General features: G+C 67.4%; 20 protein-coding genes. 7 read left to right on the top strand and 13 right to left on the bottom strand.

Features of this window, described 5'->3' with window-relative positions; genetic code table 11:
- Positions 1-5 precede the first annotated feature (5 nt).
- Positions 6-1,766, top strand: coding sequence for a beta-galactosidase family protein (locus ACFV4R_RS08915; RefSeq protein ID WP_377201993.1), 1,761 nt, complete (start codon positions 6-8; stop codon positions 1,764-1,766).
- A 126-nt stretch (positions 1,767-1,892) separates the two neighbouring features.
- Here the strand turns inward: ACFV4R_RS08915 and ACFV4R_RS08910 are convergent, their stop codons facing one another.
- Together ACFV4R_RS08910 and ACFV4R_RS08905 are read right to left on the bottom strand one after the other, a co-directional pair.
- Positions 1,893-2,387 (bottom strand): hypothetical protein, encoded by a 495-nt coding sequence (locus ACFV4R_RS08910; RefSeq protein WP_377201992.1) that lies wholly within the window; start codon positions 2,385-2,387, stop codon positions 1,893-1,895.
- Positions 2,374-4,374, bottom strand: coding sequence for a primary-amine oxidase (locus tag ACFV4R_RS08905; RefSeq protein ID WP_377201991.1), 2,001 nt, complete (start codon positions 4,372-4,374; stop codon positions 2,374-2,376). The genes ACFV4R_RS08910 and ACFV4R_RS08905 overlap by 14 nt, the downstream gene beginning before the upstream one ends.
- A gap of 122 nt (positions 4,375-4,496) precedes the next feature.
- Here ACFV4R_RS08905 and ACFV4R_RS08900 point away from each other — a divergent pair, with 122 nt between their 5' ends.
- Both ACFV4R_RS08900 and ACFV4R_RS08895 read left to right on the top strand, forming a co-directional pair.
- A complete protein-coding gene (locus tag ACFV4R_RS08900) occupies positions 4,497-5,087 on the top strand; it encodes a TetR/AcrR family transcriptional regulator (RefSeq protein ID WP_377201990.1) in 591 nt (196 codons plus the stop codon).
- A gap of 207 nt (positions 5,088-5,294) precedes the next feature.
- A complete protein-coding gene (locus ACFV4R_RS08895; RefSeq protein WP_377201989.1) occupies positions 5,295-5,471 on the top strand; it encodes a CsbD family protein in 177 nt (58 codons plus the stop codon).
- A 90-nt stretch (positions 5,472-5,561) separates the two neighbouring features.
- On the opposite strand, the gene ACFV4R_RS08890 is transcribed toward ACFV4R_RS08895, so the two are convergent.
- Positions 5,562-6,164: a DUF1345 domain-containing protein gene (locus ACFV4R_RS08890; protein ID WP_377202089.1), complete on the bottom strand. Its 603-nt coding sequence runs from the start codon at positions 6,162-6,164 to the stop codon at positions 5,562-5,564.
- 255 nt (positions 6,165-6,419) lie between these two features.
- Here ACFV4R_RS08890 and ACFV4R_RS08885 point away from each other — a divergent pair, with 255 nt between their 5' ends.
- Positions 6,420-7,385: a helix-turn-helix domain-containing protein gene (locus ACFV4R_RS08885; RefSeq protein WP_377201988.1), complete on the top strand. Its 966-nt coding sequence runs from the start codon at positions 6,420-6,422 to the stop codon at positions 7,383-7,385.
- A 3-nt stretch (positions 7,386-7,388) separates the two neighbouring features.
- Here the strand turns inward: ACFV4R_RS08885 and gdhA are convergent, their stop codons facing one another.
- Complete coding sequence (gene gdhA, locus ACFV4R_RS08880; RefSeq protein WP_377201987.1) at positions 7,389-8,726, bottom strand: NADP-specific glutamate dehydrogenase; 1,338 nt, start codon at positions 8,724-8,726, stop codon at positions 7,389-7,391.
- A 204-nt stretch (positions 8,727-8,930) separates the two neighbouring features.
- Between gdhA and ACFV4R_RS08875 the strand changes: the two genes are divergently transcribed.
- Positions 8,931-9,569 (top strand): AmiS/UreI family transporter, encoded by a 639-nt coding sequence (locus ACFV4R_RS08875; RefSeq protein WP_377201986.1) that lies wholly within the window; start codon positions 8,931-8,933, stop codon positions 9,567-9,569.
- On the opposite strand, the gene ACFV4R_RS08870 is transcribed toward ACFV4R_RS08875, so the two are convergent.
- Positions 9,562-11,052: an APC family permease gene (locus tag ACFV4R_RS08870; RefSeq protein ID WP_377201985.1), complete on the bottom strand. Its 1,491-nt coding sequence runs from the start codon at positions 11,050-11,052 to the stop codon at positions 9,562-9,564. The genes ACFV4R_RS08875 and ACFV4R_RS08870 overlap by 8 nt on opposite strands.
- A 253-nt stretch (positions 11,053-11,305) precedes the next feature.
- On the opposite strand from ACFV4R_RS08870, the gene treS reads away from it, so the two are divergent.
- The gene (gene treS / locus ACFV4R_RS08865) at positions 11,306-13,600 is read left to right on the top strand and encodes a maltose alpha-D-glucosyltransferase (protein WP_056081249.1); all 2,295 of its coding nucleotides are present in this window, start codon (positions 11,306-11,308) and stop codon (positions 13,598-13,600) included.
- Here the strand turns inward: treS and ACFV4R_RS08860 are convergent.
- The 7 genes from ACFV4R_RS08860 to ACFV4R_RS08830 form a co-directional block, all read right to left on the bottom strand.
- A complete protein-coding gene (locus tag ACFV4R_RS08860; RefSeq protein WP_377201984.1) occupies positions 13,531-14,892 on the bottom strand; it encodes an MFS transporter in 1,362 nt (453 codons plus the stop codon). The genes treS and ACFV4R_RS08860 overlap by 70 nt on opposite strands.
- Positions 14,893-14,918: 26 nt before the next feature.
- Positions 14,919-15,500 (bottom strand): TetR/AcrR family transcriptional regulator, encoded by a 582-nt coding sequence (locus ACFV4R_RS08855; protein ID WP_377201983.1) that lies wholly within the window; start codon positions 15,498-15,500, stop codon positions 14,919-14,921.
- Positions 15,501-15,510: 10 nt separating this feature from the next.
- Positions 15,511-16,092, bottom strand: coding sequence for a sugar O-acetyltransferase (locus ACFV4R_RS08850; RefSeq protein ID WP_377201982.1), 582 nt, complete (start codon positions 16,090-16,092; stop codon positions 15,511-15,513).
- A gap of 153 nt (positions 16,093-16,245) precedes the next feature.
- Positions 16,246-17,736 (bottom strand): aldehyde dehydrogenase family protein, encoded by a 1,491-nt coding sequence (locus ACFV4R_RS08845; RefSeq protein WP_377201981.1) that lies wholly within the window; start codon positions 17,734-17,736, stop codon positions 16,246-16,248.
- The gene (locus ACFV4R_RS08840; protein ID WP_377201980.1) at positions 17,733-19,256 is read right to left on the bottom strand and encodes an alanine/glycine:cation symporter family protein; all 1,524 of its coding nucleotides are present in this window, start codon (positions 19,254-19,256) and stop codon (positions 17,733-17,735) included. Before ACFV4R_RS08840 ends, ACFV4R_RS08845 begins: the two co-directional genes overlap by 4 nt.
- A gap of 3 nt (positions 19,257-19,259) precedes the next feature.
- A complete protein-coding gene (gene dapA / locus ACFV4R_RS08835) occupies positions 19,260-20,153 on the bottom strand; it encodes a 4-hydroxy-tetrahydrodipicolinate synthase (protein WP_377201979.1) in 894 nt (297 codons plus the stop codon).
- A 56-nt stretch (positions 20,154-20,209) separates the two neighbouring features.
- Complete coding sequence (locus ACFV4R_RS08830; RefSeq protein ID WP_377201978.1) at positions 20,210-21,595, bottom strand: protoporphyrinogen/coproporphyrinogen oxidase; 1,386 nt, start codon at positions 21,593-21,595, stop codon at positions 20,210-20,212.
- 168 nt (positions 21,596-21,763) lie between these two features.
- Here ACFV4R_RS08830 and ACFV4R_RS08825 point away from each other — a divergent pair, with 168 nt between their 5' ends.
- Positions 21,764-22,510, top strand: coding sequence for a GntR family transcriptional regulator (locus ACFV4R_RS08825; RefSeq protein WP_377201977.1), 747 nt, complete (start codon positions 21,764-21,766; stop codon positions 22,508-22,510).
- A 341-nt stretch (positions 22,511-22,851) separates the two neighbouring features.
- Here ACFV4R_RS08825 and ACFV4R_RS08820 read toward each other — a convergent pair whose 3' ends face one another.
- A complete protein-coding gene (locus ACFV4R_RS08820) occupies positions 22,852-23,103 on the bottom strand; it encodes a hypothetical protein (protein WP_377201976.1) in 252 nt (83 codons plus the stop codon).

Here is a 23,103-nt window from a genome sequence, read left to right as displayed (position 1 = left end):
CCACCGTGCATACCTTTGCCATCGGCAGCCGCGACTTCCTGCTGGACGGAGAACCGTTCCGCATCCTCTCGGGCGCCATCCACTACTTCCGCGTCCATCCGGACCTGTGGGCGGACCGGATCCGCAAGGCGCGCCTCATGGGCCTGAACACCATCGAGACGTATGTGCCATGGAATGAGCACTCCCCCACTCCCGGCAGCTTCCGGACCGACGGCGGCCTGGACCTGGCCCGCTTCCTGGACCTGGTGGCAGCCGAGGGCATGCACGCGATCGTCCGGCCCGGGCCCTACATCTGCGCGGAGTGGGACAACGGCGGCCTCCCGGCGTGGCTGTTCACAGACCCCGGCATCGGCGTGCGCAGCAGCGAGCCCGGTTACCTGGCGGCCGTGGACGGGTTCATGGACCAGCTGCTGCCCATCGTGGTGGAGCGGCAGGTCACCCACGGCGGTCCGGTGATCCTGTTCCAGATCGAGAACGAATACGGCGCCTATGGCTCGGACAAGGCCTACCTGCAGCACCTCGTGGATTCGGCCAAGCGCGCCGGCGTCGAGGTTCCCCTGTTCACCTGCGACCAGCCATTCGGGACCATGATTGAGGACGGCTCGCTGCCCGGGCTTCACAAGACCGGCACGTTCGGTTCACGCGCGGACGAGCGGCTGGCCTTCCTTCGGGAGCGGCAGCCTGACGGGCCGCTGATGTGTGCGGAATTCTGGAACGGCTGGTTCGACAACTGGGGCACCCACCACCACACCACCGACGCCGCCGCCTCAGCCGCGGAACTCGACGCCCTGCTGGCCGCCGGCGCCTCGGTGAACATCTACATGTTCCACGGCGGCACCAACTTTGGCTTCACCAACGGTGCCAACGACAAAGGCATCTACGAACCCACCATCACCTCCTACGACTACGACGCACCGCTCACCGAGGACGGCCACCCCACGGCCAAGTACTTCGCGTTCCGGGACGTCATCGCCAAGCACTTCCCGGTTCCCACGGAGGTGCCGGAACGCCGGGCCGCTGTTCCGGCGTCGGCTGTGTCCGTAACGTCGAGTGCCCCGCTCCTGGACGTCGCCGCGGCCTTCCCCGCTGTGCCAGTCCCCGGTTCCGTGCCGCCCTGTGAAGCCACCGGCCAGTACCGCGGCTTCTTCCTTTACGAACGGCAGTTGGACGACGGCGGCGTCCTCACCTTCAGCGAAATCCGCGATCGCGCGCAGTTCTTCCTGGAGGGATTCCCGTTGGGGACGCTGAGCCGGGAGCTCGGCGAGCGCTCCATCGTTGTACCCCGCGGCGGCCTGCTGCAGGTCCTCGTGGAGGACCAGGGCCGGGTCAACTACGGGCCGCGGATCGGGGAGGCGAAGGGCCTGACCGGTCCGGCCCTGCTGGACGGTGTGGAAGTGCAGGACTGGAGCGTCCGGCCCGTGGACTTGTCGTCGCTGGCGGCGTTCCGTGCCGCTGCGGGGGAACTTCCCGCCGGGAAACCCGGCGGGACCGGAGTTGCCGGGCCGTCGGTTTCGTTCGCCACGTTCGAGGCCGAGGGTCCGGGCGACAGGTTCCTCCGCCTGGACGGCTGGACCAAGGGCAACGCCTTCATCAACGGCTTCAACCTGGGCCGCTACTGGAGCCGCGGCCCGCAGCGCACCCTGTACGTACCCGGCCCGCTGATCCGCGAGGGCGCCAACGAGCTCGCCGTCCTGGAACTGCAGGGCAGCACCACCCGGGAGGTCCGCTTCGTGGCCGGCCCGGACCTGGGGCCGGACGAGAAGTAGCCCGCGGGACCGGGACGCGTCACGCGCAGCATCCTTTCGGAGGGCGCCCGACGGCGGAGCCCGGCTTTTGCGCGGAACACCGGGCCTGGGGAGGCCAAAAGCGTGCCCTGCGTGACGGCGGTTGGCTCAGCCACGCCGGTGTGCGGCACGGAGCCGCGCCACCAGCGTGGCCGCGAGCAGCGCGGTGGTGAGTTCCAGTCCGATGACCAGCAGCAGCTGCGTGCCGGCTTCCGCGCCAACGCCGGGAGCGGCAGCGGACGACGCCGGCCCTCCCCCGTGGGTGTGCCCCGCACCGGCCGCGCCCAGCAGGAGGACGGCGTGCACGGCCACCATCACCACGGCGGATGCCGCCACCTGGTGCAGGGCCCCCACCCGGCCGTGCCGCCAGATGTGCATGGTGCAGGGAACACAGACTGCTGCGAGGGCGATCATCAGGAAACCCAGCCAGGGTCCGTGCTGCCCCGAGACAGCCAGCCACAGGTGTGCAGCGCAGGAGACTGCGGTGACCACCGCGCAGAGGCGCCGGTGCAGGACGGGACCCTCGGCGCGGACCCGAACGCCCGGCGTCGTCCGCGTGGCTGCGCTGCCCGGCGCGGCGGGCGCGAGGCTAGTGGCAATCACCGCTGCCGCCCTCGCTGTGGCAGGAGGACGCCTGCTGGTTCGGGTTCGCGGGAACGTCCAGGACGGGGCTCCTGGCGAAGAAGCCCTCGGGGCGGAGCTTGAACCCCACGGTATCCACGGGCATGATGGGCCAGTCCTCCACCCGCGGGAAATGGGTGAGGCCGAAGGTATGCCACACCACGATGTCCTGGCCATCGATGTCCCGGTCCTGCGCCACATACCCGGGCAGGCCAGCTCCGCCGCCGTGCTGGTTCACGAAATCCCCGGTGGGGTACCGCTCCTCCTCCGCGTAGCGGGTGACCCACAGGTCCTTGGTGGCGAAGGCGGCGCGGCGGGCAATGGAGGAGTCCGGATCGGCCAGCAGCGTGGGCTGGTTCTGCGAGTGGAGTTTGTAGCCCACCGGCTCGCCCAGCCGGTTGCGGGATTCGGGGTTGGAGATGATCCAGGTGCGTCCGGACCGCGCATCGGCTTCCCGGACGCCGTCGGACTCCCGCGCCAGCAGCGTGCGCTTCCGGGAGAACGCATTGCCGCGCTCGTTGCCGGGGCCCATGGCCTGCCGGATGACGTCTTCTTCCTCCACCCGGTTGGTGAATCCGTCGATGGCCATGTCCAGGCGGGCACTGAAGAGGTGCTGGTGGAACGGTGCGCCCAGGCCGGGGGCGAGCTGGGAGATGTTGTCCGAGCCACCCTCCGGAAACGCCGACGTGAACACCACGCCGGTGGCCTTGGCCTCGAACTCGATGGTTCCGTCCAGGTAGAGGTACCAGTAGAAGCCGTAGTCGTAGTTGCCGATGGTGGTGAAGAAGGAGATCACCAGGCGGCGGTTGCGGCGGGTGTAGGTGACTCCGCTCCACAGGTCGGAGTGCTTGGCGAGGATGCTCCAGTCTTCCTCGTGCATGCATATGCCGTTCCGGATTTCCCGGGGGTTGCCGAACGCGTCGCTGATGACGGGGCTCAGGTAGGTGATCTCGCCCAGGCAGTCGCAGCCCAGTTCCAGCGAGTTGGCGTACTGGCCCACCAGGTATTCGCCGGTGTCGAAATAGTTCTGCCAGGACCGGATGGGGGACGGGTCGCCGTACGGAACCACCATTTCGGCGATGGAGCCCCGGTTGATGATGGGCCGTTTCCGGTCACCGTCCTGGAATGCGAGATTGTGGAGGACCACGCCTTCGCGGGAATCGAACCCCACGTCCAGGCTCCACTTTTCCCATTCCACGTGGTTGCCGCCGGTGACGGTGAAGCTGGGCCCCTCCGGCTGGGTGATGCTGATGGGCTTCTGCGTGGTGCGGAGCGGGCCGGTCAGTTCGGGATCGGTGTAGTTGCCGTGTTCGGCCGGGACGGGAACGGCGCCGGTGTCGATCACCTGGGTGACCTCCTGGCTGACCACGTCCACGTATGCCACCAGTCCGTCCACCGGGTGCGCCCAGGCGCTGTCCTCCGGGAACTCCTGGACAAACGCCAGGCCGCGGAGGATGCGCCGGCCCTTTTCCTCGGGGTACTCGAAGACGCCGGCGGAGAGCGGTGCCACCCGGACCTTTTCGACGTCCAGGTTTCGGTCCGCGAGAGCCTGCAGCCACCTTTCGTCAGTGGCAAGCAGTGACTCCACCACCTCGAACTCCTCTTCGAGCACCGGCAGTTCGCCGGTCACCGCGGTATCGAGCTCGACGGCGGTTTCCACCGTCCGCTGCGTCACGGAGACCACGACATCGCGCGGCGCAGCGCCGGAGACATCGTGGATGAAGGCACGGAACCGGCGGTTCACTGCGCCGGCGTCACTGTGCGGGTCCGTGCCGTGTGGGTCCGTGCCGTGCGGTTCCGCGCTGCGCACTGGATCCAGCAACCCCAGGTAGGCGATGCGGTGCTGTGGGCCGAAGAGCCCCTCGGCCCGGAGGATGGCACGCACCTCAAGGATCTCCGGCGCCGTGACCGGCCCAAAGGCAGATGCAACGGCCGGTGCCGTGGTGGTTTCAGTGGGGGTAAGAGTCATGGGAAACCTTTGATCGGGCCGTCGACGGCTGCCGGTGGTTTATTTTCTATAGTTGTAGAGAATAAAGGTCCGTAACATGGCCCACAAGAGTCTGAGCCAAAAATTTCCGGGAGTGGGCCGCGGTGCCGAAGATTGTTGACCACGACGAGCGGCGCCTGGAGTTGGTGGATGCCACCTGGCGGATCATCGCCAGGCAGGGCATGGAGGGTGCCACCATGCGGGAAATCGCCCTGGAGGCCGGTTTCGCGAACGGCGCCCTGAAACCCTACTTCCCCACCAAGGACACGCTCCTGGAGTTCGCCTTCGGCCATGTGTTCAACCGGACCAACCGGCGCATTGCGGAAGTCACCGGAGGCAGATCCGGCCTGGACGCCCTCAAGGCCTTCTGCCTTGAGGTCCTCCCACTGGACGAGGAACGCATCAACGAGGCCCGCATCGTGATCCCGTTCTGGCAGAAGGCGGTCACCGATCCCGGGAAAGCGGAAATCCACCGGCAGTCCATGGAGGAATGGGTGGGCACCATCCGGCGCTACCTCGCGGAGGCGCGGAACAGCGGCGACGTGCGTGCCGCCGTCGACGATTCCCTCCTGGCCCGCCAGCTCCTGAACATGCTGCTCGGCGCCCAGATCGAGGCTGCACTCGCCCCGCCGGGCCAGGCGGACTTCAGCCACGGCGAGCAGCTGGACGGCTACCTGGCCCTGCTGCGCTGCTGAACCGGACCACGCTGCCCACCCCGGTAGCGCCGGCTAAGGCCGCCGCCGGAAAATGCCGCAGCCGGGACACCCCAGGCGCCCTACCCAAATCCTGTGAGTTTGCCTTAAACCCGCCGGGAAAGGGGCGCGGGCAACTCAAAGCATGCTTAGTATTGAGAGTCAGGTTCCGGGACTTCCCGGAGCGGGTACCAAGGCAAGGAGCAGCTCATGGGTTTGGGTGACAAGATCGGCAACGCCGCGGAAAAGCTCGGAGGCAAGGGCAAGGAAGCTGCGGGCAACGCCACGAACGATGAAGGCCTGAAGGCCGAAGGCCAGACCGACCAGGCCAAGGCTGACCTGAAGCAGGCCGGCGAGAAGGTCAAGGACGCCTTCAAGAAGGACTAGCCACAGACCGGACCCCGGTACAGCAATGGGTGCAGTTCCCCCCGAGGGACTGCACCCATTCGCATGTCCGGGGCATGCACCCGGCGCCACCTAGCGGACGAGGCCTGAGACCAGGTTGATGGTGGTGGCCAGCACGATGGTTCCCAGGAGGTAGGACAGCAGTGCCTGCCGGAGGGCCGTGCCGCGGATCGCCCGCGTCTTGAGGCTCGTGTCCGAAACCTGGAACGTCATGCCCACCGTGAAGGCCAGGTACGCAAAATCCTTGTAGCGGGGAGGTTCCTCCCCGTTGAAATCGATCCCGCCCCGGTCCCGGTAGAAGATGGAGGCGTACCGCAGCGTGAAGAGGGTGTGCACCAGGAACCAGGACAGGGCGATGCTGCCGAGGGCCATGGCCACAATGGCATCCTTGGTGAAGCCCTCCGCCTTGGACGCATCGACAAGGATCAGGCCCACGCCGGCGAAGCTTGCCACGGTGGCGGTCAGCACCAGAGCGTCGGAAAACACCCGGCCCGGGTCTTCACGCCGCGCATGGGCGGCGGTGGCCTCCGGCCCCAGGCGCCCGATGACACTCCAGACCCAGGCCAGGTAGGTGGCGGACGCCGCGGCCCAGCCGAGCGCGGGCGCGTAGGCCCAGCTTCCCAAGACCCCCACCAGCACCGCCGTTGCCAGCCCGACGGCGAGCATCACCAGCATCCGCAGGCGGGAGTGATGCGAGCGCGCATTGAAATCACGCCGCGTCCCGCCTGAACCTTCCATGGCTCCCATGGCCTGATCATGCCACGCCGTTGCGCCTCCAGGAGAGTCCGACGGCGGTACGCTGGAAAGTGCCGAAGTCATCTTTTTTCGCCAAGTGTTGAAAAAAGATTCCACGGACCCTACCCTGTTGTCACTGTGTTCCATGACACAGTTCCGGGGGAATGTCCGAGTGACCACTCGTCAGGAGCAGCCATGCCAGCACCCGCCCGGGCTACGGTCCCCGCAAGCCAGGCCCTCACCACCAGCATTACCGCATCGTTCGGCCACTGGAAGCACCTGGTGGCGGAGTCCTTTGTGCCGCTGATGGCCGAGACGGCAGACGCTGAAGGTTTTCGCGGACAGCTCCGCTCCAGGGTGCTGGACCGGATGTCCATCGTGGAGGTCACGGCCACATCCCACGAAGTCCACCGCACGCCGGCGCTCATTGCCCGGGCCCACGAGCGGTACTTCAAACTGAACCTGCAGCTCGAAGGCACCGGCCTGCTGATCCAGGACAACCGGGAGGCTGTGCTGCGGCCCGGCGACCTCGCAATCTACGACACCAACCGGCCCTATACCCTGGCCTTCGAGGACACCACCCGGATTATGGTGGTGATGTTCCCGTGCGATGCCCTCGCCCTGCCCACGGAGTATGTGGGGCAGCTGGCGGCAGTGCGGATGGCTGGCGATGGCGGCCTGAGCGGCATCGTGGGACAGTTCATCCGGCAGCTCTCCGAGAACCTGGACATGCTCAACGGACCCAGCGGCTCAAGGCTCTCGGCCAACGCCCTGGACCTGGTGTCCACCATGCTGCACGCCGAAATGGACATCTCCCCGGACCGGATGAAGCCGCAGGCCCTGCTGGCAGTCGCGGTGCGGGAGTACATTGACGCGAACCTGTCAGATCCGCTGCTTTCGCCGGCCAGCATCGCCGCGGCGCATTTCATTTCCACCCGGCACCTGCACAACGTCTTCCACGAGTCCGGCACCACGGTGGCCAGCTGGATCCGGACGCAGCGGCTCGAAGGCGCCCGCCGCGACCTCCGGGATCCGCTGCACGCCGGGGTGCCGGTCGGCGCCGTGGCCGCCCGCTGGGGTTTCCTGGATGCGGCACACTTCAGCCGCACGTTCCGGGATGCGTTTGGCGTGCCGCCGTCGGACTGGCGCCGCGGAACGTAACGGCTAGATCAGGCCCTGCGCCAGCATGGCATCGGCCACTTTGACGAACCCGCCGATGTTGGCGCCCAGCACATAGTTGCCCGGCTGGCCGTACTCGTCGGCGGTGGACGCGCAGCGGTGGTGGATGCCCACCATGATCTCGGTCAGCCGTTCCTCGGTGTGTTCGAAGGACCACGAGTCCCGGCTGGCGTTCTGCTGCATTTCCAGGGCCGAGGTGGCCACCCCGCCTGCATTCGCAGCCTTGCCGGGCCCAAAGAGCAGCCCGGCGTCCTGGAAAACCGCCACAGCATCGCGGGTGGAAGGCATGTTGGCGCCTTCTCCGACTGCCAGGAGGCCGCCGCGCACCAGGCGGGCGGCAGCATCGCCGTCGAGCTCGTTCTGCGTGGCGCAGGGCAGCGCCACCGTGGCATCGACGTCCCACACGGAGCCGCCGTCCACGTAGGAGACTCCGCCACGGCGTTCCGCATAGTCCTTCAGGCGGCCGCGCTCAACTTCCTTCACCTCACGCAGAAGCGCGACGTCGATGCCCGCCTCGTCCACCACGTAGCCTGACGAGTCGGAGCAGGCCACCACGGTGGCGCCCAGCGACTGCGCCTTGGCGATCGCGTTAATGGCCACATTGCCGGAACCGGAAACCACCACGCGCTGGCCGTCGAAGGAGGATCCGCGGGTCTTCAGCATCTCCTGGGTGAAGATGACCGTGCCGAACCCGGTGGCCTCGGGGCGGACCAGGGACCCGCCCCAGGAGATGCCCTTGCCGGTGAGGACGCCTGACTCGTACCGGTTGGTGATGCGCTTGTACTGGCCGAAGAGGTAGCCGATTTCGCGGCCGCCCACGCCGATGTCGCCGGCCGGAACGTCGGTGTATTCGCCAATATGCCGGTAGAGCTCGGTCATGAAGGACTGGCAGAAGCGCATGACTTCGGCGTCGCTGCGGCCGCGGGGATCGAAATCGGAGCCGCCCTTGCCGCCGCCGATGGGCATGCCGGTGAGGGCGTTCTTGAAGATCTGTTCAAAACCCAGGAACTTGACGATGCCCAGGTATACCGACGGGTGGAACCGCAGGCCGCCCTTATACGGCCCCAGGGCTGAGTTGAATTCCACCCGGAAGCCGCGGTTGATCTGGACGCGTCCGGCGTCGTCGGTCCACGGGACGCGGAAGATGATCTGCCGCTCGGGCTCGCACAGCCGTTCCAGGATGGCGGCTTCGAGGAACTCCGGGTGCCTGTCGTGGACGGGCCCCAGGCTCTCGAAGACTTCCACCACAGCCTGGTGGAATTCCGCTTCGCCGGGGTTCCTGGCCAGGACGGTGTCCCTGATGGCCTCGAGCCGAGCATCCATGATGTTTTCCTTACCGTGGCCGGACGCGGGACGGCACACGAGAGGCGGCGCTGTCCCAAGAGGTTTACGTTTCAACCTAACCGATTGCGACTGCCGCCCGCCAAATAGAACCCTAATTCTGGGCTAATCTCCGTATTGTGACAACAAAATTCCATTCAGCGATATCCGACTCCCGGGGTCTCCGCTGCCCACAGGGCGCCTGACATGGCGTACCTCTGCCTCTTGCTCTCGGGCGCCGTCCTGCTGGTCAACGGCCTGGCCACCCTGAACCGGCTGCCGTGGCGGGATGCCGCCATCCTGAACCTGGTGGTGGGGTCCGTCCAGCTGCTGCTCGGCCTCATGTCCCTCGCGGGCGGCGCGGTGCCTCTGCTGACGGTGGCCGGCATGTTCCTGTTCGGCATGACCTATGTCTACGTGGGGCTGGACGCGCTGCTGCACCTGGGGTCGAAAGGACTGGGCTGGTTCTGCGGCATGGTGGCCGGGCTGGGCCTGCTCCTCGCTGCGGCCTGGCTCGGGTCCGATCCCCTGCTCGCGGTCCTGTGGCTGGCCTGGGCTGGGCTCTGGGGCTCCCTGTTCGGGTCCCTGGCACTGGGCCGGAGCCGGCTGGACCCGTTCATCGGCTGGGCCCTGGTGCTGGCCAGCCCCGTTACCGCCACCGTTCCGGCCTTCCTGGGGCTGGCCGGCACCTGGCCGGCCGGCCCGGAGGCGGCATGGGTGGCAGCTGTGGCCATGGCAGGGCTGTTCTGCGCCGCGCACCTGCTGGCCCGGCGCGAAACGTTAGCTGCGCACCGGGCCAATCCGCTGCCGCCGGGTCCTGCAGCCGGCCGGGCAACGCTCAGCTGACGCGCGGGTCCGGGTTGGCCGTTCCGCGGCCGGCGCCGTCCAGGTGGCGCTGCACCCTGGCTTCCACCAGCACCCCCGCCACGAAGACCACGGGGACGGACGCCAGCAGGGCCGCTGCCGTCTCAGCACTGCCGCCGATCAGGGCAGTGAAGTTGCTGACCACCAGGTAGAGGACCCAGACGAGCAGGACGGACGCGAGCGCAGGGGCGATCATCGTCTGCCACAGCCCGGCTCCCGCGGATTCGCGGCGGAAAAAGCCGACGACGGCCACGGAGCACAGCATGTACAGCACCAGCAGCGCCGCCACGGCCAGCCCGCTGAACCAGGAGAACAGGGTGAGGACGGGGTCCAGGGCAAGTGCCGCGAACGGCATCACCAGGACGACGGCGGCGGCAGTCTGGATCCAGGCGGCGACGGCGGGTGCGCGGTGCCGGTTGGTCCGGGCCACCCGGGCGGGCATGGAACCGCGGAGCGCCAGCGAGTGCAGGTAGCGGTTGATACCGTTGTGGAAGGCGATGATCCCTGCCAGCAGCGACGTCACCAGCAGGACGCCCGTGACCGTCCCCGCCCACGGACCGAAGAGTTCCACCATCGGCCCGAGCACGAAGGAGGTGGCATCCCCGGATTCCAGCGCTGCCCCGGCGGCGTCCATCACCCTGGAGGGCCCGTAATAGCTCACCAGCATCCAGGAAATGAAGGAAAAGAAGACCGAGATGACGCCCACGGAGAGGTAGGTGGCCCGTGCCACCGTGCGGTGCGGGTCCTTGGCTTCGGCCGAGTAGATGGCAGTGGATTCGAACCCGAACATGGACGCCACGGCAAACATGATGGCCACCCCGGGGGCGCCCGCGCCGATGGCCTGCGGCGAGAAGGAGGCCGCAACGCTGATGCCCTCCGGGCCGCCGCCACTGAAGAGCACGGTGAAGCCGAACAGCAGCAGCACCGCCACCTCCAGGCCCACCAGCAGGGCCAGGATGCGGGCGCCGAGTTCTATATTCAGGGAACCGAGCACCTGGACGCCGGCCATGGTGGCCAGCGCCAGCAGCCACCAGGGAACGTCAAGGCCCACGGAGGCGAGCAGCCCCGAGAAGGCCGCACCGTACAGCCCGTACATGGCCGCCTGGATGGTGTTGTAGGCCAGCAGGGCCAGCCAGGCCGCACCTGCACCGGTTCTCCGGCCGAACGCGGCCGTCACATAGGCGTAGAAGGCGCCGTTGGCCTGGATCCTGCGGCTCATGGCGACGAAGCCCACCGCGAAGATGACAATCACGACGCCGACAATCAGGTAGGCGCCCGGGGCGCCGGCGCCGTTGCCGAGGGCCGCCGCGAGCGGTGAAGCGCCCACAATGCCGGTCAGCGGCGCCTGGGCGGACAGGACAAAGAAGAGGATGCCCATCACTCCGACGCTTCCGGCGCGGAGGGCGGTGGAATGCTCCCTTGCCGGAGCGTCAGTGGTCCGGGATTCGGAATTCGAAATACTCATAAGGGTCCTTCTCACTGTCATGAGCGGGGAAGTTGTTGAGGAATCCAGCTTCGCAGCGGGGATCCTGCGGCCGTTTGTCCGCCAGCGACCGGTTCTTGTCCGTGAGCGCAGCGGTGCGTATGACAGTCCTTTACTGCCGCTCCGCCGCGGTTCCGCGAATAGCCCTTGCCCCGCGGGGTACGGTGAATTCGTGCGCAAGGTGTCCCGGGGCTTCGCCTCCGGGCCATGGAAGTAACCTTCGGAAAGAGGAACCATGAGCGAACCGACCACCAGCGAGGGGATTTTTGAAGCAGATGCCCTCGACGTCGAAGAAGGCCAGGAGACGGCCGCTGCCACCGAGCAGGCAGCCGACGCGGAGATCAGTTACGACGAACAGTTCTACCCGGCACGCCCCAAGGCCCTGAGGCCCATCGCCCGGCGCCGCCAGTACCTTGCCACCCGGCCGTCTTTTGAGTTCGATGGACGCAACGCCGCCTATGTCGAGTGGCTGCGGAACCAGGCGATGCTCGGGGACGCCAACACGCTCGCCCGGCAACTTTCGGGCCAGGCCAGCATGTGGCAAAACTCCTACGCGCACCCCAACCCGCGTGCCGCCGTCGAACGCGCCCCCGTATGGTTCACCGCCTATCCCCTGTCCTTCATCACGCAGCCCGGCCAGTCCTTCCTGTCCGCACTGGGCGACGAGGGAATGTGGGAGGCGTTCCGGAACATCGGCATCCGCGCCATCCACACCGGCCCCGTGAAGCTGGCCGGCGGCATCAGCGGATGGATGCAGACCCCCAGCGTGGACGGCCACTTCGACCGGATCAGTATGGGCATCGATCCGGTGTTCGGCGATGAGGATGAATTCCGGCGGATGTGCGAGGTGGCCGCGGAGCACGGCGGCACCATCATCGACGACATCGTCCCGGGCCACACCGGCAAGGGCGCCGATTTCCGCCTCGCCGAAATGAACTTCCGGGACTACCCCGGCATCTACCATATGGTGGACATCCCGGAGGAGGACTGGCACCTGCTGCCGGACGTCCCCGAGGGCAAGGACTCGGTGAACCTCAGCCCGGATGCGGAACAGGCCCTGCAGAAGGCCGGCTACATCATCGGCCGCCTGCAGCGGGTGATCTTCTACGAACCCGGCGTGAAGGAAACCAACTGGAGCGCCACCCGGGCCATCGTGGACACCACCGGCAAGACCCGCCGCTGGGTCTACCTCCACTACTTCAAGGCTGGCCAGCCGTCCATTAACTGGCTTGACCCCACCTTCGCCGGCATGCGCCTGGTGGTGGGCGATGCCCTGCATTCGCTGGTGGACCTCGGCACCGGCGCCCTCCGGCTCGATGCCAACGGCTTCCTGGGCGTGGAGAAGAGCGCCGAGGAGGAGCCCGGCTGGTCCGAGGGGCACCCGCTGTCCGAGGCCGCCAACCAGCTCATCGGCTCCATGATCCGCAAGGTGGGCGGGTTCTCCTTCCAGGAACTGAACCTGACCATCGATGACATCAAGGCCACCTCCGAATCCGGTCCCGATCTTTCCTACGACTTCATCACCCGGCCCGCGTACCACTTCGCGCTGGTGACCGGGGATACCGAGTTCCTGCGGCTGACGCTGCGGCTCTCCAAGGAGATCGGGGTGGATCAGGCCTCGCTGGTCCATGCCCTGCAGAACCACGACGAGCTCACCTACGAACTCATGCACTTCGCCGCGGGCCACCGCGACGACGTCTTCGAGCTCGGCGGCCAGGAAATGACCGGTGCCCAGATCGCCGAGCACGTCCAGCAGACCATGCGGGAGCGGCTCACCGGCGAAAACGCCCCCTATAACTCCGTGTTCACCATGAACGGGATCGCCTGCACCACTGTCAGCTTCATCATGGCCACGCTGGGGATCCAGGATCCGGATGCGCTGACGCCGGAGCAGGAGGCGCAGGTCCTGGACGCCCACATCCTGCTGTCCATGTACAACGCGCTGCAGCCGGGCGTCTTTGCACTGTCCGGCTGGGACCTGACCGGGATTTCGGTGCTGGACCGCGGCACCGTTGGGGAACTGATCGCGCAGGGCGACACCCGCTGGATCAACCGCGGTGCGCACGACATCATGGGCACCAGCCCGGACGCCACGGCCTCATCCTCCGGAATGCCCCGCGCCCGCAGCCTCTACGGGCCGCTCCCGGAACAGCTCGACAACGAAAACTCCTTTGCCCGCAGGCTCCAGCGGATCCTGGCGGTGCGGGAGGAGCACGGAATCGCTACCGGAACGCTCCTGGACGTGCCGGACGTTTCGCACCGCGGGCTGCTGGTTCTGGTGAACGGGCTGGCCGGCGGTGCCGTCGAAATCACCGTGCTTAACTTCTCCGGCCAGGACATCTCCGGCAGCGTCCGGTCCACCCACCTTCCGCCGGGAGCCAGCGTGCGCGACCTCTTCAGCGGCGAAACCGTGGGCCAGGTGGATGACCTGCACAGCTTCTTCATCGACCTGCCGGCGTATCAGGGCACCGCGCTGCTGCTCGAGGTTGAGGAAGCGGACGACGACGGGTCCCCGGCAACGGAGGCCTGATCCCCGGGGCGGGGCTGCTTCGGTAAGTGGAGCACGCCCCGCCGTGGCGGGAGCACCTGGGCGAGGAAGATGACCAGGACCCCGGCGAGCGGCACCACCAAAAGGCCGGTGCGCACGCTGGTGGCGTCGGCAATGAGCCCCACGACGGGCGGTGAGCAGAGGAAACCCAGGCGCATCAGCCAGCTGACCAGCGTCAGTCCGGTGCCGTGCCGCAGCCCGGGCAGCTCATCTGCGGTATGCATGGCAGCCGGGACCAGGGTGGCCACACCCAGGCCTGCGGCGGCGAACCCGGCAATGGTTCCGGGGACTGTGGGCCAGGCCAGGGCTACTCCCATGCCGGCGAGCACGATCAGGCCGCCGCAGCGGGCCACTGCACGCTGGCCGAAACGGTCCACCAGGCGATCGCCCACCAGACGCCCGACGAACTGGGCGCCGGTCAGCGAAACGTAGCCCAGGGCCGCGAGCGAAGCGGCGGCCCCCAGGGAACCGGACAGGTAGACGGCGGCCCAGGTGCTGCCGGCGTCCTCCACCAGGCTGCCCGAAACGGCAATGAGGACCAGTGCCGCCAGGATTGCCCAGATCTTCAGCGGTGGCCGTCCGGCGCTTTTCGCCGTCCCTCCGGCCTGGGCTTCCTGCGCTGCGGCCGCAGGATCATGGCCCGGCAGGAGCAGCTTTGAGGCTGCAAATGCCACCGCGGCGAAGACCAGGCAGGACAGGCCCAGGTGAAGCCCGCGGGACATCCCGGCCAGGATGGCACCGGCGCCCATGAGCCCGCCCAGGACAGCGCCGATGCTCCACACCGCATGGAACGAGTTAAGGATGGACCGGCCGTACAGGCGCTGCACCCTGAGTCCGTGCGAATTCTGGGCAACGTCCGTGATGGCATCCGCCGCCCCCGCGGCAAAGAGCGCGCCGGCCAGCAGGGCCCAGGATGGTGCCACCCCGGCCGCCAGCACACCGGCCCCGGTCAGCACCGTGCCGACTACCGCCACGGCTGCGCTTCCGAAGCGCCGGATCAGCGCGGCGGCACCGAGGCCGGCCACCAGAGCACCCAGCGGAAACGCTGCCACCGCCAGGCCGAACTGCGCATTGGAGAGGTTCAGTTCATCCATGATGGCCGGGTAGCGCGGCAGGAGGTTGGCGAACAGGGCGCCGTTGGTCAGGAACAGCAGTGCTACGCCGGTGCGTGCCCGGCGGAGCCGCGCTTCCGGGAGTGCTGTGCTGCCGGGACGGGCATCTTTGCCGGAGGAAGCAGGGCCTTCGGGAGGAGTGGGGCTTTCGGAGGAAGCCATGGGGCGGCCTTTCTGGGGGCGTTACGTCAGTTGTGTGCTGCGTCAGCGGCGCGGGCCGCGGCGGGCGTGGTGATGCGGGCCACCGCCTCGGCCGTGGCAGTGCGGTGGTGTTCCTCGATGTCCAGCGCTGCGTGGAGGGACAAGCCTTCAATCAGGGCGTCCAGCATGCGGCACGTGGCGGGGTCGAAGTGCCGGACCAGCGCGTCGCGGCTCTGCTTCATCCAGGCGTGGGTGATCTCGCGGTAGAGCGGTTCGCGGGCCGCCAGGGTGTACAGCTCCTGGGTGAGGACCAGTTCGCGGGCTGAGCCGGTGAGGTCCTCGTGGATCAGGTCAACCACGGCGGCACGGGCCTCATCGAAGGTGGTTGCCTGCGCCATCCGGGCTTCGAAGCGGACGGCGATGGTGGCTGCGAAGCGGGTGAAGGCTTCGCGCAGCACCTCTTCCATGCCGGTGAAGTGGTAGGTCATGGAGCCCAGCGGCACATCTGCCCGGGCGGCGATTTTGCGGTGGGAGGCCCCGGCCACTCCAGCCTCGGCGATGACGTCCAAGGCTGCGGCGATGATGCGGTCACGCCGTTCCGGGTCGAAACGCCGCTGACTCACTGCCACCGGAATACCCTCACGGCAGGTCCCTGACTACGCGGGCCGGGTTCCCCACGGCCACCACGTTGGCGGGGATGTCCTTGGTGACCACGGCCCCTGCACCGATCACGGTGTTCTCCCCGATGGTCACGCCGGGCAGGACGATGGCGCCGCCGCCCAGCCAGACGTTGTCCCCGATGGCGATGGGCTTGGCCGCTTCGAGCTTGTCCCGGCGCGGCTGTGCTTCGAGCGGGTGGGTGGGGGTCAGCAGCTGCACGTTGGGGCCTATCTGGCAGTCGCGTCCGATGGTGATCGCGGCGACGTCCAGGGCCGTCAGATTGGAGTTGATGAACGTGCCTTCACCCACGGTGATGTAGCTGCCATAGTCCACGGTGATCGGCGGCCGGACATCCACGTTGTCCCCCACGGACCCCAGCAGTTCCGCCAGGACGGGCCGCGCCGATTCCGGGTCCTCGATGTAGGCCGCCGTGTACCGGGCCTGCAACTTCAGGGCACGGTGAAACGCTGTGGCGTTGTCCGGGTCATCAGCGATGTAGAGGTCCCCGGCCAGCATCCGCTCGCGGTTGGTGCGCGGATCGCCCGCAAAGTAATCGGTCATGCGTACGATCGTACACAACGGCGTCTCCTACGGACAAGGCCGTGCGCTGACAAGGTGCTTGGGGAAAGCACCGTGCGCAGGCTCGGCGCATGGAAAGACCCGCCGCAGCACCGGAGGTGCCGCGGCGGGTCTTTGGAACTGCGGCGGGATGCCCTAGCCGCGGTTGTACATCACGTGCTTGGTCCGGGAGAAGTCGTCCAGGGCGTAGCTTGAGAGGTCGCGCCCGTAGCCGGAGCCCTTGAAGCCGCCCCACGGCATCTCGGTGGCGATGACCAGGTGGGAGTTGACCCAGACCGTGCCGAAGTCCAGCTTCCGCGGGACGGTCAGCGACCGGGCGGAGTCCTTGGTCCACACGGAGGCTGCCAGGCCATAGATGGTTTCGTTGGCCCGGGCCACTGCTTCCTCGTCAGTGCTGAAGGTTTCCACCGATACCACGGGCCCGAAGATTTCGGTGCTGGTGATGGCGGCGCCGGCGGGGACCCCGGTGACCACGGTGGGCTCGATGAAGTAGCCGGGCCCTTCGATGGCGTTGCCGCCGACGGCAATGGTCAGTCCGTCCTTGCGGATGTCGTCGAGTGCTTCCAAGACGCGGTCGTAGTGTGCCTTGGAGATCATGGAGCCGATTTCGGCGTCGCCGGCGCCGGGGGTGCCGATGGTGATGCCGCTGATCTCGTGGACCAGCAGCTCGGTGAACTTTTCTGCCACGGATTCGTGGACCAGCACGCGGCAGGCGGCGCCGCATTCCTGGCCACCGTTCCAGAACCCGGCACTGCGGACGCCCTGTGCGGCGCCCGCGAGGTCGGCGTCGTCAAACACCACCACGGGCGCCTTGCCGCCGAGCTCAAGGTGGACGCGCTTGACCGACGCGGCGGCGCTGGCGGCCACCTTCTGGCCGCTGCCCACGCTGCCGGTGATGGCCACCAGGTCCACGCCGGGGTGCTCGGAGAGCCGGTTCCCCACCACGCGGCCGGGGCCGGTGACGATGTTGATGACCCCCGCCGGGACCTCGCCTGCGATGAGTTCGGCCAGTTTGAGGGTGGTCAGCGGCGTCTGCTCGGAGGGTTTGAGCACCAGGGTGTTTCCGGCGCCCAGGACCGGGGCGATTTTCCACGCTGCCATCAGCAGCGGGTAGTTCCAGGGCGTGATCACGCCGACGACGCCCACGGGTTCGCGGTGGATCACCGAGGTGTGGTTCTCGGCGTAGTCGTCCGAGCCCAGGGTGCTGAAGGCCCGGGCTGCGCCGGCGGAGAACCGGAAGGTGTCGATGGCGCTGGAGATGTCGTCCTCGGCCACCGCGGCCGGCTTGCCGGTGTTGGCCGACTCAAGGGTTTCGAAGGTTTCGCGGTTGGCTTCGATGATGTCCGCGATCTTCAGCAGGACGGCGGCCCGGTCCCGCGGCGTGGTGGCGGCCCAGGCGCCCTTGGCGGCGACGGCGGCCGCAACGGCGGCGTCGACGTCCTCCACCGTGCCGGCGGGCACCTTCATGAGGATGCCCTCGGTAGCCGGGTTGACGACGTCGGCCGTCTCGGCGGAGCTGGAGGGGACGAACTTCCCGCCGATGAATTGGCCGAAGGGCGGGAGGGCGGGTACCGGGGGCGTCTCCGCCCGGAGGACCGTGAAGAGTGTCTTTTCTGCGGTGGTCATGGCGTGCCTGACGTCCTTTCGCTGGAATGCTGCTGGGGGTGGTGCTGGTGGTGTTCGACCGGAACCGGCTTTTCCCAGAAGTCGGCGCCCTCGATGCCCAGGGCTTTGGGGTCGAAGGTGGGGTCCAGGCCGAGTTTGCGCTGGCGTTCGTAGTCCTTGTAGATCTTGCGGACCAGCGGGAAAAGGAATGCCAGGCAGATGAGGTTGACCCAGGCGATCAGGCCGAGGCCGATGTCACCGGCGGCCCAGACAATCTGGGCGTTGATGATCGAGCCGAGGAACACGATGGCCATGGTGCCCACCTTGAGGATGTTCTTCCAGAGGTGGCCGGGCCTGCCGTCCAGCAGGTAGAGGAGGTTCGAGTTCGCCACGTAGAAGTAGGCCAGCAGGCAGGTGAAGCCGAAGAGCAGGACGGCGACGGCCACGAACCCCGCTCCCCACCCCGGCACGAGGGTGTCGATGGCTTCCTGGACCCAGTTGGCGCCCACCGGGACGCCGGGCAGGTTGTTGACCAGGTAGCCGCCGGATCCGTCGGAAACGTTGTACTTGCCGGAGACCACCATCATGAGCCCGGTGGCCATGCAGATCAGCAGCACGTCGATGTAGATGCTGAAGGTCTGGACCAGGCCCTGCTTGCCCGGGTGGGACGTGCGGGCGGCGGCTGCGGCGAAGGTTGCTTCGCCGAGCCCGTTGGAGGAGGCGAAAACTGCCCGGCGGACGCCCCAGGCCACTGCGGCGCCGGCGATGCCGCCCAGAACGGGGTGGATGCCGACGGCGGACTGGAAGATGAGTGCGACGGCGGCGGGAACGCTGCCGATGTTGATGCCGATGACGGCCAGGGCAAGCACCAGGTAGCCGACGGCGAGCAGCGGCACCAGCGCTTGGGTGACCTTCACGAGGCGGGAGGTTCCGCCGAAGATGACCAGCGCGATCAGGAAGGTCACCAGGATGGCGGGGATCCAGCTGTCCAGGCCGAACGCGAGCTTGGCGGTGGCGGCAATGGTGTTGACCTGCAGGCCGGGGAAGACCAAGCCGTAGCCGATGACGCCAAGAACGGCCACGAGGGCTCCCACTTTGGGGAGCTTCAGGCCGTACTTGATGTAGTACGGCATGCCGCCGATGTCCTCGTTGGCGTTGCGGCGGTCCTCGTCCTGGACCTGGCGCTTGAAGGTCTGGGACAGTGCTGCCTCGGCGTAGCCAACGGTGCAGCCCACCAGGCCGGTGATGGCCATCCACACCAGGGCGCCGGGTCCGCCGGCACCCACGGCCGTGGCCACGCCGGCGATGCTGCCGACGCCGACCCGGCTGGCCAGCGCCAGCACCAGGGCCTGGAAGGAGGACAGGCCGCCTTCTCCGCCTTCACTGTCCTTGAGTTGCCGGAGCATGTCCGGGATGCGGCGGAACTGGATTCCTTTGGTGGCGATGGAGTAGGCGACGCCCAGGCCCAGGACCACGTATGCCATGGGTGCCCAGATGGCGTCGGAGACAGTGGACAGGAAGGCGCCGAATTCGGTATCCACGGGCTAGCCGACGGTCTGGTACAGGGCGGACAGGGCCTGCTTGACCCGGTTAAGGTCGTCGCTGCCGAGGTCCGCGGTGGGGCGGCGGGGTGATCCGGCAGGGAGGCCCTGGAGGGTGAGGCCAGCCTTGACAGCGGGGATGAACGGCACGGACAGGAGTGCGTCAATCACGGGGTAGACCTTCTTCCACTGATCCAGTGCACCCTGCAGGTCACCCCCGGCGATGCGGCGGCTGACGTCGACGATCTCCGCCGGGACAACGTTGGCCGTGCCGGCCATGACGCCTGCAGCGCCTTCAACCAGGGCGCTGTAGAGGTAGACGTCCCAGCCGATGAAGGTGCCGATGACGTCGCTGTGGTGGTGGATCAGCTGCAGCGCCTGCTCCCAGTTGGCACTGGAGTCCTTGATGTAGCGGATGTTTTCCACGTCTTCGGCGAGCGCGCGGACGGTGGCCGGGTCAAGGTTGACGCCGGTGACGGCCGGGATGTTGTAGAGCATCACCGGGATGGTGACGGCGCGGGCCACGTCTTTGATGTAGGTGACCGTTTCCTCCAGCGTCAGCGGCTCGTAGTACGGCGTGACCAGCATGAGCACGTCGGCACCGAGTTTCTCGGCTGCCTGGGAGAGGCGGATGGCCTCGGCAGTGGAGGTGGCGCCGGTGTTGGCGATCACCGGGACACGGCCGTTGGCCTGCCTGATGACGGTTTCGATGAGCAGCAGCCGCTCCTCGGAGGACAGCGCGCCCACCTCGCCTGTGGATCCTGCGGCAACCACACCGTCAACGCCGGCGTCGATGGAGCGGTCAACGACCAGGCGCAGGGTTTCGACGTCGAGGGATTCGTCCTGCTTGAAGGGGGTGGTGAGGGCGGTGAGGACACCGCGGAGTTCGTGGGACATGGAGTGTTTTCCTTACTGAAGTTCGGGGGCAGGGGTGGAGGTTCGGGGGCCGGGGGTCAGGCGACGATGGACAGGCCGGTCAGCGGCGGTGCCTGGCGGTGGGTTGCCAGCACGCTGGCAGCTTCCTGGGCTGCGGAGAAGCCGGTGGTGATGGAGCTTTCGGTGTAGAGGGTTCCCAGGTAGTCGCCGGCCAGGAAGACGCGGTCGGTTCCGCGCATCAGGGTGGATTGGATCTTTGCCCGGCCCGGGAAGCAGTACGGTGAGGCGTTCTTCCACCGGTCCACTTTGGCTTCGACCACACTGTCCGCGAAGCCGTGGCCCAGCACCTGGTCCAGGTCGGCCAAATGGGTTTTGATGACCTCCTCCTCGGGCTTCTCCAGCAGGGCTTTGCCGAGGCTCGCCGGGGAGAAGGTCATGAAGCTGCCGCCGGGTTTGCGGACGGATTCGGTGCCGCGCACGATGCTCGCCTGGTTCAGGGCGATCGCGAAGGAGCGCTTGGGGGCGGCGATCGCGTAGATGTCGTCCCACGGTTTGGCGGTGGTTTCGTTGGTCAGGAAGGCGGTGCTGACGTGCGGGCCGTATTTGATCTGGCCCAGCGCCCCGCGCAGCTCCTCCGGCAGGTCCACGCCGATCTTGTGCGAGACATCTGCGGTGGTGGCCAGGACCACGGTGCGGGCCTCAACTTCGCGGTCGACGCCGTCCTGGCGGTACCGGACCAGCACGGATTCCTTCCTGTGGACTACTTCCTGCACCACCGCGCCGAGCTCGATGCGTTCACCCAGTGCTGCGGCGATGGATTCGGTCAGGGTGGACGGGCCGCCCACAATGCCCTGGCTGAGGCCCTGGCCGAACCCGAGGACCAGGCTGAAGTAGCCGATGCCGGCGCCGGCGGAGATCTGGTCCATGTCACCGGCGGACCGGGTCACGGTGGTCTTGAACAGGGCGGCCGCATCCTCGGACAGGTTGCCCACGAAATCCTGGAAGGAGGAGCTGTTCTCGAAGTCGTAGATCCGCTGCTGGCGCATGGCCCCGGATTCGCCAACGCGCTTGCGGACCACGCCGGTGTACTTGGCCACGCCGCTGACCACCTTCAGGCCGGCCCGCATGGTGTCAACACGGGCGGCCAGGGACATCGGGATGCGGAAGGGGTAGGTGGCGATGTGGCCCTTCTTGATGAACGCGCCGTTCATGGACAACCCCTGCAGGGAGCCGGGGATCTGGACGGCCATGACGCCGACCTCGTTGAGCAGGGCGTCGGTGGAGGAACCGGCGCCGGCAAAGACGTGCCCGCCCCAGTTGAGCCAGTAGTCGCCGCGGCGTTCGGAACGGATTCGGCCGCCCACCCGGGTGCCGGATTCGAGGACCACCGTGTCCCAGTGCCGCAGCCGCCAGGCCGCCGAGAGCCCGGCGAGTCCGCCTCCAACGATTACTGCGTCTTTCATCTGACCGTTCCTTGCTGTTGTTCGTGTGCCGGGTCCGCCGCCGTCGATGGCTGCGTCGTGAAGTTGTGTGGGCTGGCTGGGTCCGTGGTTCCGGAACGCTCGCGCCGTGTGACTCAAACCACCATAAGATGTGATCACAGATCACACAAGACTTTTCTGGAAGATTTCTTGAGCTTCGGAGGCTCGCTGGCTGAGCCGTCGGACCGGATCTCCACCCGGCCGTATATTGGACGGGTGGTCATATCCAAGCGCGTCGAGCCCACCCTGCTGACGGATCAGGTCTTTGCGATGATCCACGCCTCGATCCTTAGCGGTGACCTTCCGGCCGGCTCGCGGCTCAAGGTACGCGACCTTGCCGAGCAGGTGGGCACCAGCGTGATGCCCGTGCGTGAGGCGATCCGACGCTTGGAGGAGATAGGCCTTGCGGAACGCGAGCCACACAAGGGCGCAGTGGTCAAGAGCCTGACTTTTGAGGAACTCATCCACGTCTACGGCGTCCGCCGCCTCCTCGAAACCGAGGCGGCCAGGCTGGGCAGCGAGAACATCTCACCTGAGGACTGCCAAAGGATGCAGTCCGAATACGAACTCATGCGCAAGGCCATCGACGAGCAGCGGGTGATCGCCCTGCTGGACCACGATGAGGCGATGCTGGCCATCCTCTACGAGGCCAGCGGCAATCCGGTGCTGCTGCAGATGATCCGGACGTTGTGGCAGCAGTGCCGGGCGTACAAGATTGTCGGCGCGCAGGGCTCGCTGGACTCAGGCACTGACGATTCGCTGTGGCGGTACCAGCAGGACCTGGTGACGGCGGCACGCAATGGTGACGCGGCTGCCGCGGCAGCGGTGAACGAGGCCTCCCTGGTGGATGCCACCGAGCGCATCAGGGCCCGGCTTGCCGAGCAGGCAACAACGTAGTGCTCGAGATCCGGCCCAACGAATCCATTAGCGAGGCCCGGCGGAGCGCGTCGGGGAAAGGGCCACCACAAGTGAGCGCGCGTCGGGGGTGGGGTAGGAACCTTGATGCGCCTCGCACCCGACGCCGCTGAATCTCCCCAGGTTTGGCCCGTGGCACCAAGCGGACGACGGCGCGTGGCCGGGACACGCCGTCGACCTTTCCCAAAGGTGGGGAGACTCAGCGCTGCCCGCCATCTCCCGCCACGGCACCAAGAGGCAGGGCACGGCAACAGGGCAACACAAAAGCGCGGCCGGCCACCCATCAGGGCAACCAGCCGCGCTTCAGCTGTAAAGATGTCCGGTCAGGCGCTGACCGGGGCGGCCACCTGCAGGAGGTGGTGTGCTTCGAGAAGCTCCGGCTCGATCCAGACCTCATGGCCTTCGTGGTGGCTGTACAGGGTCCTGCCCTGCAAGGCGTCTGCCATCAGCCACACCATGGATGAATCGGGCATGGCGTCATCCACCACACCGTTGCGGACGGCGCGGCCGTGTTGCCGGATCTCGACCGGGACGCCAATCAGGCGGTACCAGTCCTGGTAGCGGCGGAGGCCCAT

The sequence above is a fragment of the Pseudarthrobacter sp. NPDC059871 genome, from assembly GCF_042731175.1.
GTDB lineage: Bacteria > Actinomycetota > Actinomycetes > Actinomycetales > Micrococcaceae > Arthrobacter.
This window is presented reverse-complemented; position numbering and strand designations above follow the sequence as displayed.

What these genes read in the sequence shown, in the direction of transcription:
- ACFV4R_RS08905 (WP_377201991.1), bottom strand. Translation starts at nt 4,374, where the DNA reads ATGACTCTTACCCCCACTGAAACCACCACGGCACCGGCCGTTGCATCT.
- ACFV4R_RS08895 (WP_377201989.1), top strand. Translation starts at nt 5,295, where the DNA reads ATGGGTTTGGGTGACAAGATCGGCAACGCCGCGGAAAAGCTCGGAGGC.
- ACFV4R_RS08890 (WP_377202089.1), bottom strand. Translation starts at nt 6,164, where the DNA reads ATGCTGGTGATGCTCGCCGTCGGGCTGGCAACGGCGGTGCTGGTGGGG.
- ACFV4R_RS08885 (WP_377201988.1), top strand. Translation starts at nt 6,420, where the DNA reads ATGCCAGCACCCGCCCGGGCTACGGTCCCCGCAAGCCAGGCCCTCACC.
- gdhA (WP_377201987.1), bottom strand. Translation starts at nt 8,726, where the DNA reads ATGGATGCTCGGCTCGAGGCCATCAGGGACACCGTCCTGGCCAGGAAC.
- ACFV4R_RS08875 (WP_377201986.1), top strand. Translation starts at nt 8,931, where the DNA reads ATGGCGTACCTCTGCCTCTTGCTCTCGGGCGCCGTCCTGCTGGTCAAC.
- ACFV4R_RS08870 (WP_377201985.1), bottom strand. Translation starts at nt 11,052, where the DNA reads ATGAGTATTTCGAATTCCGAATCCCGGACCACTGACGCTCCGGCAAGG.
- treS (WP_056081249.1), top strand. Translation starts at nt 11,306, where the DNA reads ATGAGCGAACCGACCACCAGCGAGGGGATTTTTGAAGCAGATGCCCTC.
- ACFV4R_RS08860 (WP_377201984.1), bottom strand. Translation starts at nt 14,892, where the DNA reads ATGGCTTCCTCCGAAAGCCCCACTCCTCCCGAAGGCCCTGCTTCCTCC.
- ACFV4R_RS08850 (WP_377201982.1), bottom strand. Translation starts at nt 16,092, where the DNA reads ATGACCGATTACTTTGCGGGCGATCCGCGCACCAACCGCGAGCGGATG.
- ACFV4R_RS08845 (WP_377201981.1), bottom strand. Translation starts at nt 17,736, where the DNA reads ATGACCACCGCAGAAAAGACACTCTTCACGGTCCTCCGGGCGGAGACG.
- dapA (WP_377201979.1), bottom strand. Translation starts at nt 20,153, where the DNA reads ATGTCCCACGAACTCCGCGGTGTCCTCACCGCCCTCACCACCCCCTTC.
- ACFV4R_RS08830 (WP_377201978.1), bottom strand. Translation starts at nt 21,595, where the DNA reads ATGAAAGACGCAGTAATCGTTGGAGGCGGACTCGCCGGGCTCTCGGCG.
- ACFV4R_RS08820 (WP_377201976.1), bottom strand. Translation starts at nt 23,103, where the DNA reads ATGGGCCTCCGCCGCTACCAGGACTGGTACCGCCTGATTGGCGTCCCG.